Below are 9,376 nucleotides of genomic sequence, written 5' to 3' on the forward strand. Positions count from 1 at the left end.
CTGGGCAGATGGGAGTGTGGGAACTCCTGCTGGTCGGCGTGGTCCTGCTGCTCGGCCTGTGCGGAGTGCTGGTGCCCGGCGTACCGGGCTCGTGGCTGGTCTGGGCCGCCGTGCTGTGGTGGGCGCTGAAGGACCCGCAGCCACTCGCCTGGGGCGTCCTGGTGGGCGCCACCGTGGCCCTGCTGCTGTCCCAGGTGGTGCGCTGGGCGCTGCCACCCCGCCGACTGCGCGAGTCCGGCGCCACCCCCCGCATGGCCGTGTACGCCGGCCTGGGCACGCTGGCCGGCTTCGTACTGCTCCCGGTACTCGGCGCGATCCCCGGTTTCCTCGGCGGCATCTACCTCTCGGAGCGGCTGCGCCTGGGCCGGCACGGCGAGGCCCGGGCAGCCCTGCGAACGGCGATGCGCTCGGGCGGCTGGAGCGTACTGGCGGAACTGTTCACCTGCCTGCTGATCACAGCGGCCTGGCTGGGCGCGGTCCTCTGGGGCTGACCACGACGGCGCGGCACCCGCGCACGGCGGAAAGGGGCCGGGGTGGGGGGTGTCCGCCCGCAGCGGCCGGCACCGCCAACGGTGACCGTGTCGGGGACAGTGGGCCGGACCGAGGACGGATACCCCCCACCCCGGCCCCGCAGTGACCACCGGCACCAGGCGCTACACCAGCCACGACGCAACAGCAAGGGGCCGCCGCAGGCATTTCAGGGGCGCGGGGAACTGCGCGACCAGCCACAACGCAACAGCAACAGGCCGCCGCAGGCACCCGCACAGGCCGCCGCAGGCACCACGCACCCCACCTAGAGAACCCCCTCCAACACCAGCAGCCGCGTCTTCCGCTCCAGACCCCCCGCATACCCGGTAAGCGACCCATCCGCCCCGATCACCCGATGACACGGCCGCACCACAAGCAACGGATTGGCACCGATCGCACCCCCGACAGCCCGCACGCCGGCCCGCGAGACACCGATCCGCGCAGCGATCTCCCCGTAGGTCGTGGTCGCCCCGTACGGCACGGACCCAAGCGCGGCCCAGACACGCTCCCGAAAGACAGTGCCATGGGATCGCAGCGGCAGGTCGAACTCCTTCAGCTCCCCGGCGAAGTACGCGGCGAGCTGCGATGCGGCCGCGCGGAAGGGCCCGTCGTCATGCCGCCACCCCTCCAGAACGCTCCGCCCACCCTTCTGCCCGGGCACGGACAGCGAGGTCAGGGCCCCGTCCGGGTCGGCGGTGAGCAGCAGCGGCCCGAGCGGACTGTCGAGCTGGGTGAAGTACGTCGGGTCGGTCATCGGATCTCCAACTCCCCTGCGACAAGCAGGTGCTGTACGGCGTAAGTACGCCAGGGACGCCACACATCGGGTACGGCAAAACCGGCCGGCGCGACGTCCGGATCGCCAAGGGCACGGGCACGGATCACGGCAGCCGTGCCGGCGTCCACACCCGGCAGCGCGCGCAGCGCCTGCTCGGCGTCGTCCCGGTCGACGCCGGGGTCGAGGCGCACAGTGCCGTCGGCCAGAGCGGCGGCGAGCGCCCCGAGGGGGCCGCCGGGCTCGGCCTGGGCGAGGACGGCCGATTCGGGAAAAAGACGGGTCAGGCTGCCGCAGGGCGCGTCGAGCCGTTTGCCATAGGCATGGACGAGCCGCTCGGCCGCGCCCCGGCCGACGAGGGCGCGTACCGCCAGCTCCTCCGGGTCGGCGGCGCCGGGTGCGCGCAGCCCGGGGCTCGCGGCGACGAGCGGGGCGAGCCGGGGGTCGGCGCCGAGCCGCTCGTCGACGGCGTACGGGTCGGCGTCCAGGTCGAACAGGCGCCGCAGCCGCTGCACGGCCGTGGTGAGGTCGCGCGGGTCGGTCAGATGCAGCCGGGCGTCGAGCCAGCCGCCCGGGTGGGCGGCCGAGGCCCGGGACTCGGTGCCGGTGCGCTCGGCGACGGCCACGATCCCGGTGCCGTACGGCAGCCGCAGGGTGCGCCGGTAGGTGCGCGCGCCGGGCCGGCCGTCGACCTCCTCGACGCCGGGGACGGCCTCGCGGGCCAGCAGGTCGAAGACCGGGCCCGCCTGGTACGGCCCCCGGTACGCCAGCCGCAGCGGGATGCCGGCGCCCGGCGCGTCGCCCCGGCGGCCGGTGGGCGCGGCGGCCCGCAGCTCGCTCGGGGTGGAGGCGTAGATCGCCTGGATCGTGTCGTTGAATTGCCTGACGCTGTTGAACCCGGACGCGAATGCGACCTCGGTGATCGGCAGCTCGGTGGTCTGCAGCAGCACGCGCGCGGTGTGCGCCCGCTGCGCCCGGGCCAGGGCGACCGGCCCGGCGCCCAGTTCGGCGGTGAGCTGGCGCTGCACCTGCCGGGCGCTGTAGCCGAGGCGTACGGCGAGCCCGGCGACGCCCTCGCGGTCCACCACGCCGTCGCCGATCAGCCGCATGGCGCGGCCGACGACGTCGGCGCGCACGTTGTGGTCGGCGGAGCCGGGCACGGCGTCCGGGCGGCACCGCCGGCAGGCCCGGAAACCGGAGCCCTGCGCGGCGGCGGCCGTGGTGAAGAACCGCACGTTGCGGCGCTTGGGAGTGACGGCCGGGCAGCTGGGACGGCAGTAGATCCCGGTGGTCTCGACGGCGAAGAAGAACGCCCCGTCGAACCGGGCGTCCCGGCTGCGCACGGCCTCGTACCTGGTGTCCTCGTCCATCACATGGTCCAGTCTCCGCCGGCCGCCGAACGACGGCTGGCGGAAATCGGACACGAAGGTGACCGAACCGGCACCCGAGCACCGGCCCCAGCGAAACCAGACGCAGTGACACCGGGCCCCGATGCACCAAGGCGAACCGAACCGACAGGACCGGCAGGACCGGCAGGACCGACAGGACCTAGCGGAACCGCCCCCGCTTGGCCTCCATGGCCGCCTTCCCGACGGCCCCCCGCCGCTTCCACTCCTTCCGGATCTCCGCACGCAGCCGCGCGTCGGTCTTGGCCACGATGTACTGGTTCTCCCGTTGCAGCTTGCGGTAGCTCTCCAGCCGCCGCTCGGGCAGCTCGCCCGACTCCAGGGCGGCCCGCACCGCGCACCCCGGCTCGGTCTCGTGGCCGCAGTCGTGGAACCGGCACTCCTCGGCCAGTTCCTCGATCTCGGCGAAGACCTGCCCGACCCCGGCCTGGGCGTCCCAGAGTCCGACGCCCCGCAGGCCGGGGGTGTCGATGAGGACGCCGCCGCCGGGCAGGGCGAGCAGGTTGCGGGTGGTGGTGGTGTGCCGGCCCTTGCCGTCCAGGTCGCGCACGGCCTGGACGTCCATCACGTCCGCGCCGAGCAGCGCGTTGGCGAGGGTCGACTTGCCGGCACCGGACTGCCCGAGCAGCACACTGGTACCGCCGCCGACGACGGCGGCCAGCACGTCCAGCCCGTCGCCGTGCGCGGCGCTGACGGTCAGCACGGGCACGCCGGGCGCCGCGGTCTCGACGTCCTGGACGAAGTACGCCAGGGTCGCCGGGTCGGGCACCAGGTCGGCCTTGGTGAGCACGACCACGGGCTGCGCCCCGGACTCCCAGGCGAGCGCGAGGAAGCGCTCGATGCGGCCGAGGTCCAGCTCGACACCGCAGGAGACGGCGACGACGGCGTGATCGACGTTGGCGGCGAGGATCTGCCCCTCGGACCGCTTGGAGGAGGTGGAGCGCACGAAGGCGGTGCGGCGCGGCAGATACGCCCGGACGTAGCGGGGGTTGCCGTCGGGTTCGACGACGGCCCAGTCGCCGGTGCACACGACCCGCAGCGGGTCGTGCGGGGTGACGAACGCGGTGTCGGCGCGGATCGTCCCGTCGGCGGTGACGACGTCGCACTGGCCGCGGTCGACGCGCACGACCCGCCCGGGCAGCAGCCCTTCGGCGGCGTAGGGGGCGAACGCGGCGGCCCAGTCCTCGTCCCAGCCGTAGGGAGCGAGGGCGGAGAAGGAAGCGGAAGTGGAGCTCAAGGGGGGACCCTTCGAGACAGTGGCCCCGGCAGGCGCGCGCGTACTCGGCGCGGCGGATTCAGGTCAGCCGGCGGCCACGGAGGTGGACGTGATGGATTCCTGGATGCGGGCAGCGCCCGTCGCAATGACAGCCATCGGTCGACACCTCCTTCTCCCCGTGCGCGGCAGCGGCGCGGCGGCGGCCGGGAAGGCCGCTCCGCGCGAGTCGTGATCACCTTAAGGACAGCACACTCCACGGCGCCACCTGTTTTTCACCCACGACCCATCAGTGCCCCCCCGCACACGACAGCGGTTCCCCGCGCCCCGCACGCGGTACCCGGGAGGCTGGGCCCGTCGGCGCACGTGCGGGGAGGTGACGTGGCCTCGGAACACGGAACCAGCGCTCAGGGCGGCCTGGGCCGCCGGCGCTTCCTCGCCCTGTGTGCCGGGGCGGGCCTGGGGGCCGCCTGCACAGCGTCCCGGCGGGCAGAACCGGACCGGCCGCACGCCCCCGGCCCCACCGCCGGACGGCACCGGCCGCACGCCCCCGGCCCCACCGCCGGACGGCTCCGGCCGGAGGCGGAGCGGGACGCGCCGGGCACCGACGACTGGCGGCTGGGCGCCACCGGCCCGCGCGACGCCGTGGCCGGCTATGCGGACCGGGTGAGCGTGCGGCCGGGCGAGCCGTTCGGACTGCAGGTGTCGACGACCGCCGCGTCCTTCCGGGTCCGCGCGTTCCGGGTCGGCTGGTACGGCGGACGGCAGGCCCGGCTGATCTGGTCCTCGGACCGCGTACCCGGCCGCGCCCGGCCGGCGCCGCGTCTGCTGCCGAGGACGCGTACCGTGCGCGCCGACTGGCCGGCCGCGCTGACCGTGGACACCGCCGGATGGCCGGAAGGCGCCTATCTGCTGCGGCTGGAGACGGACGGCGGACACCAGCGGTACGTCCCGCTGATCGTCCGCTCCGCCGAGGGCGCGGGCCGCACCGTGCTGGTGCACGCCCCGGCCACCTGGCAGGCGTACAACCACTGGGGCGGCAGCAGTCTGTACACCGGGCCGCTCGGGGACTACGCGTCACGCTCGCTCGCGGTCAGCTTCGACCGGCCCTACGACGGCGGCGGCGCGGAGAAGTTCCTGGTGTACGAGCGGGCGCTGGTCGTGCTGGCCGAGCGGCTCGGCATCCCCCTGGCCTACAGCACCGGCGTCGACGTCCACCGCGATCCCGGCGTGCTGCGCGGGGCGCGCGCCGTGGTGTGCCTGGGCCACGACGAGTACTGGACGCCCCAGCAGCGCGCCCATGTCACCGCCGCCCGGGACGCGGGCACCAACGTCGCCCTCCTCGGCGCCAACACCTGCTTCCGCCGCGTCCGGCTGGAGTCCGGCGGGGGCACGGATCCGCCGGCGCCCGGCGCGGGCGCGGAACCGCGCACGGTGGTGTGCTACAAGAGCGCGTTCCGCGACGACCCCTGCTACGGCTCCCGCCCCGACCTCGTCACCACCGACTTCCGCCTGCCGCCGGCCGCCGACCCCGAGTCCTCGCTCACCGGGGTGCTCTACGAGGGCTATCCGGTCGACGCGCCCTATGTCGTGCTCGCGGGCGACCACTGGCTCTTCGACGGCACCGGGGTGCGCGCCGGTGACCGGTTCCCCCACCTGGTCGGCGTGGAGTACGACCGGGTGAGCCGGGGCAGTCCGCTGCCCGAACCGCTGGAGATCACCGCGCACTCGCCGCTGGTGTGCCGGGGCACGCCGAGCCACAGCGACTCGGCGTACTACACGGCGGCGAGCGGGGCCGGGGTGTTCGCCACGGGGACGATGCGCTGGGTGGAGGCCCTGCTGGCGGGCACCGGCGAACTCGGCCACGACCACGGCATGGACGGCCGTACCCGCGCCTTCGTCACGCGCACCACGGCGAACCTGCTGCGTACCTTCGCCCTGGGGCCGGCGCTCCGGCACGCCCCGCCGCCGCGCCCCGACACGGCGGCCGGGTACGGCGGGTGAGGCCGGGTCAGCTCACCGGGGCGGCGTCCTGGGCCGGGAGGCTGTCCATGAAGGAGCTGACGGAGAAGACGGCGCGTCCGGGGCCGGGCGGGCCGTAGCCGGGGGGCGAGGAGAGCCCGAAGTCCTCCATGGTCTGCCGGTAGGCCTGCAGCAGCCGGATGTGGTACTCCAGCGGGGCGCCCTGCGGGTTGGCCTTGCCCAGCGGCGTGGTGGGCTCCGGGCACCAGGTGGTGAAGCGGGGCGTGATGCCGTGCGACATGAAGAAGCGCAGGCCCTCGGTGGTGGAGGCGATGGCCTCGTCGACCGTCTTGAAGCCGAACGGCTCGGCCATCTCGACGCCCGCCACGAAGTTGGGGATGACGTTGCGCGCGCCGAAGATCTCGGCGGAGTCGAGGATGCGCCGGTGCCACTCGTCGCGGCCGACGTACCGCTCCTTGCCGGGGCAGTACATCTTGAACAGGTACTCGTCCCACACCTCGTAGTTGGGGTGGTAGATCTGCACGCCGTAGTCCTTGAACCGCTGCACGTCGTCCTTGGGCAGCGCCTGGGCGACGACCTTGCCGATCCAGCGGCCAGGGAAGCGCTCCTCGATGGCCTTGGCGTAGTGGCCGTAGAAGTCGGCCTCGTCACGGCCGGAGACCGTCTTGGTGATGGCACCGCCGGTCAGCGTGTAGGCGGTGGACGCCTTCTGGGTGTCGTACCGGTCGATGATCTCCAGGGCTTCGAGGACCTCCTCGACGTCCTTCACCCCGGTGTAGGGACGCCCGGCGGCCTTGTGCTGGCGCCAGTTGTGGTTGATGTCGCAGTACTGGCACTCCTCCTTGGCGCCGAAGTACTGGCAGACCCGGAAGACGGTGAGGTAGATCAGGTAGCCCCACTGGATGGTGGGGGCCACCTCCATGACCGACTTCCCGTTGGACAGCTTGTGCCGGTAGTACTCCGGCATCGGCGGCACGCCGACGTCGGCGATGCGCCTGCCGTCGAGGTAGAGGCCGAGCATGCCGCTGTCGTCGGCGGCGACCCGGTAGGGCGAGGCGGGGTTCACCCGGACGGAGACGACCGTGCGGCGCAGGTCGTAGGGGCCACCGGTGAGGATGATCTCCTCGGGCGGGCGGCGCAGCGCGGCCTCGCCCAGCTCGGGCAGGGTGCCGTGGTCGAAGGAGAAGATGAAGTACGACTTCGGCTTCACCTCACCGCTCTCGTTGTCGCTGAGCGCCGACGGGTCGAAGGCGACTCCGCCGCGCAGCAGGTCCTCCTTGAAGACGGCTTCCCGCGGCACGTGCGGAAACCGCTCCATCAGATCCTCGACCAGCGCGGTACGGCTGCCCATCCGACTCTCCTCCCGGTTCAGGCGTACGACTCCTCACGGTATGCCCTGCCCCCGGCGTCAGCCGTGCCGGGTCCCCTCACGCGCCGCGATGTGCCCCGGTACGGGGGTGCCGGCGGGGAGCAGCGGGTCGGGCACGGGGGCGCCCCAGAGCTGGGTGAGCGGCAGGGTGCCGGCCCACAGGCCCAGCCCGGCGTCCGGGCCGTCGCCGTCGTCGGGTGCGCCGGAGCGGATCTTGACGGAGGCCTCTTCGAGGGAGACGGCGAGCAGGGTGGTGGCGGCGAGTTCCTTGCGGCTGGGGCGGCGCGCGTACGACCACTGGCCCGGTGCCGTGTGCTCGGTGAGCAGGCGCAGGCCCTGGAGCTTCTCCTCGGGGTCGGTGACCGTGCGGGCCTCGCCGTGGATCACGGCGCTGCGGTAGTTGACGCCGTGTTCGAAGACGGAGCGGGCGAGGACCAGGCCGTCCACGTGGGTGACGGTGACGCACACGGGCACGGACCCGGCGAGGCTGCGGCTGGCGACGGAGCCGTGGACGTACAGCCACCGCTCGTCGCGCCCGTAGACCGTGGGCACCACCAGGGGCCGCCCCTCGATCACCACGCCCAGATGGCAGACGAACCCGGCGTCTAGGATCGCGTCGAGATCCGCCCGGGACAGGCTGCCCTGCTCCCGCAGGCGGCGGTGCCGGGTGAGGTCGGTCTGCGGGAGGGTGGCGGGGAGCGGTTGCGACGTCATATGCGAGAAGCTACCGAAACCGCATCCAGCAGGCGAGCGGGATTAAGGAAACAGTAGATCCACCTGGCGAAAACGACGGAATCAGTCGGCGGAATCATTTGACCGGGAGGGGCGCCTCGATGGCCGAGAGCGTGACGAACTGGGCGGGCAACATCACCTACACGGCCAAGGAGCTGCACCGGCCGCGTTCACTGGAGGCGTTGCGCGGGGTCGTGGCGCACAGCGACCGGGTGCGGGTGCTGGGCAGCGGGCATTCCTTCAACGCCATCGCCGACCCGGGCGCCGGGGGCGTCCTGGTGGCGCTGGACGCGCTGCCCGCCGAGGTCGACGTCGACACGGCGGCGCGCACGGTACGGGTGGGCGGCGGGGTGCGGTACGCCGAGCTGGCCCGCCGGGTGCACGGGCACGGGCTGGCGCTGGCCAACATGGCCTCCCTGCCGCACATCTCGGTGGCCGGCTCGGTGGCGACCGGCACGCACGGCTCGGGCGTCGGCAACGGGCCGCTGGCCGACGCCGTACGGGAGGTGGAGATCGTCACGGCGGACGGCTCCACGGTCGTGATCGCGCGGGGCGAGGAGCGCTTCGGCGGCGCCGTCACCTCGCTCGGCGCGCTCGGCGTCGTCACCGCGCTCACCCTCGACCTGGAGCCCGCCTACGACGTCGAGCAGCACGTGTACACCGAACTGCCCCTGGCGGGGCTGGACTTCGAGACGGTGGCGGCCTCGGCGTACAGCGTGAGCCTGTTCACCGACTGGCGTGCGCCGGGCTTCACCCAGGTGTGGCGCAAGCGGCGCACCGACCAGCCGCTGCCCGACTTCCCGTGGGCGGTGCCGGCCAAGGTGGCGCTGCACCCGGTGCCGGGGATGCCGGCGCGCAACTGCACCGAGCAGTCCGGCGTGCCCGGGCCGTGGCACGAGCGGCTGCCGCACTTCCGGGCGGAGTTCACCCCGAGCAGTGGTGCGGAGCTGCAGAGCGAGTACCTGCTGCCGCGCGAGCACGCCGTGGACGTCCTGCACGCGATCGACTCCGTCCGGGACACGGTCTCCGGTGTGCTGCAGACCTGCGAGGTGCGCACCGTCGCGGGAGACGCGCAGTGGCTCAGCCCGTCGTACGGCCGGGACACCGTCGCCGTGCACTTCACCTGGGTGGCGGACACCGCGGCCGTGCTGCCGGTGGTGCGCCGCCTGGAGGAGGTCCTGGAACCCTTCGATCCCCGGCCGCACTGGGGGAAGGTGTTCACCACGCCGGCCCGCGTGCTGCGCGGCCGCTACCCCCGGCTCGCCGGCTTCCGTGCCCTGGCGCGGGAGCTGGACCCGGCGGGGAAGTTCACCAACGCCTTCGTGGGGGAGCTGCTCGCGGACTGAGCGGACTGAGCGGCCTCGGGCGGCCTC

The 9,376-nt window shown here is 73.6% G+C and carries 8 protein-coding genes; 3 read left to right on the plus strand and 5 right to left on the minus strand.

The window, feature by feature from the left end; genetic code table 11:
- Positions 1-8 precede the first annotated feature (8 nt).
- On the plus strand, positions 9-491 hold the full coding sequence (locus tag C3489_RS33105; protein WP_103785817.1) for a DUF456 domain-containing protein: 483 nt from the start codon (positions 9-11) through the stop codon (positions 489-491).
- A 302-nt stretch (positions 492-793) separates the two neighbouring features.
- On the opposite strand, the gene C3489_RS33110 is transcribed toward C3489_RS33105, so the two are convergent.
- The 3 genes from C3489_RS33110 to rsgA form a co-directional block, all read right to left on the minus strand.
- Positions 794-1,282, minus strand: coding sequence for a methylated-DNA--[protein]-cysteine S-methyltransferase (locus C3489_RS33110; protein WP_103785818.1), 489 nt, complete (start codon positions 1,280-1,282; stop codon positions 794-796).
- Complete coding sequence (locus tag C3489_RS33115; protein WP_181139939.1) at positions 1,279-2,670, minus strand: DNA-3-methyladenine glycosylase 2 family protein; 1,392 nt, start codon at positions 2,668-2,670, stop codon at positions 1,279-1,281. Before C3489_RS33115 ends, C3489_RS33110 begins: the two co-directional genes overlap by 4 nt.
- A gap of 178 nt (positions 2,671-2,848) precedes the next feature.
- Positions 2,849-3,943: a ribosome small subunit-dependent GTPase A gene (rsgA, locus tag C3489_RS33120; RefSeq protein ID WP_103785820.1), complete on the minus strand. Its 1,095-nt coding sequence runs from the start codon at positions 3,941-3,943 to the stop codon at positions 2,849-2,851.
- Positions 3,944-4,300: 357 nt separating this feature from the next.
- Between rsgA and C3489_RS33130 the strand changes: the two genes are divergently transcribed.
- Complete coding sequence (locus tag C3489_RS33130; RefSeq protein WP_258055062.1) at positions 4,301-5,923, plus strand: N,N-dimethylformamidase beta subunit family domain-containing protein; 1,623 nt, start codon at positions 4,301-4,303, stop codon at positions 5,921-5,923.
- 7 nt (positions 5,924-5,930) lie between these two features.
- Here C3489_RS33130 and C3489_RS33135 read toward each other — a convergent pair whose 3' ends face one another.
- Both C3489_RS33135 and C3489_RS33140 read right to left on the minus strand, forming a co-directional pair.
- Complete coding sequence (locus C3489_RS33135) at positions 5,931-7,253, minus strand: radical SAM protein (RefSeq protein ID WP_103785822.1); 1,323 nt, start codon at positions 7,251-7,253, stop codon at positions 5,931-5,933.
- Positions 7,254-7,310: 57 nt separating this feature from the next.
- A complete protein-coding gene (locus tag C3489_RS33140; protein ID WP_103785823.1) occupies positions 7,311-7,985 on the minus strand; it encodes a pyridoxamine 5'-phosphate oxidase family protein in 675 nt (224 codons plus the stop codon).
- Positions 7,986-8,104: 119 nt separating this feature from the next.
- Here C3489_RS33140 and C3489_RS33145 point away from each other — a divergent pair, with 119 nt between their 5' ends.
- Positions 8,105-9,349, plus strand: coding sequence for an FAD-binding protein (locus C3489_RS33145; RefSeq protein ID WP_103785824.1), 1,245 nt, complete (start codon positions 8,105-8,107; stop codon positions 9,347-9,349).
- Positions 9,350-9,376: the final 27 nt, after the last annotated feature.

It is taken from the genome of Streptomyces sp. Ru71, assembly GCF_002920535.1.
Taxonomy (GTDB): domain Bacteria; phylum Actinomycetota; class Actinomycetes; order Streptomycetales; family Streptomycetaceae; genus Streptomyces.